Source organism: Bradyrhizobium sp. Kon58 (assembly GCF_055807455.1).
Map to the genome: position 1 here is coordinate 1 of NZ_JBVVOT010000531.1, position 254 is coordinate 254.

Here is a 254-nt window from a genome sequence, read left to right on the forward strand (position 1 = left end):
GTAAAGGGCAGCTCCAGCAGCTGTTGCAGGCTGGTGCCGCCCAGGCCGAAGTCGCCAATGGACAGCTGGCACCCCAGCATGCGCAGGCGCAACAAGCCGGTGAGATGAACGCTGTCGGCTTTGAGGCGTGAAGCTTCCACCAGCTCCAGGGTCAGGCTGTGGGCCGGCACCCGATGCAGTTGCAGCAGGCCTTGCAACACTTCAGGAAAGTGCGCGCGCTCCAGCATCCGCGCGGGGATATTCACCGCCACCGG

General features: G+C 65.0%; 1 protein-coding gene. It reads right to left on the bottom strand.

The window, feature by feature from the left end:
- The coding region (locus AC0L20_RS41375) for an EAL domain-containing protein (protein WP_473295891.1) at positions 1–254 on the bottom strand (254 nt) is incomplete at both ends.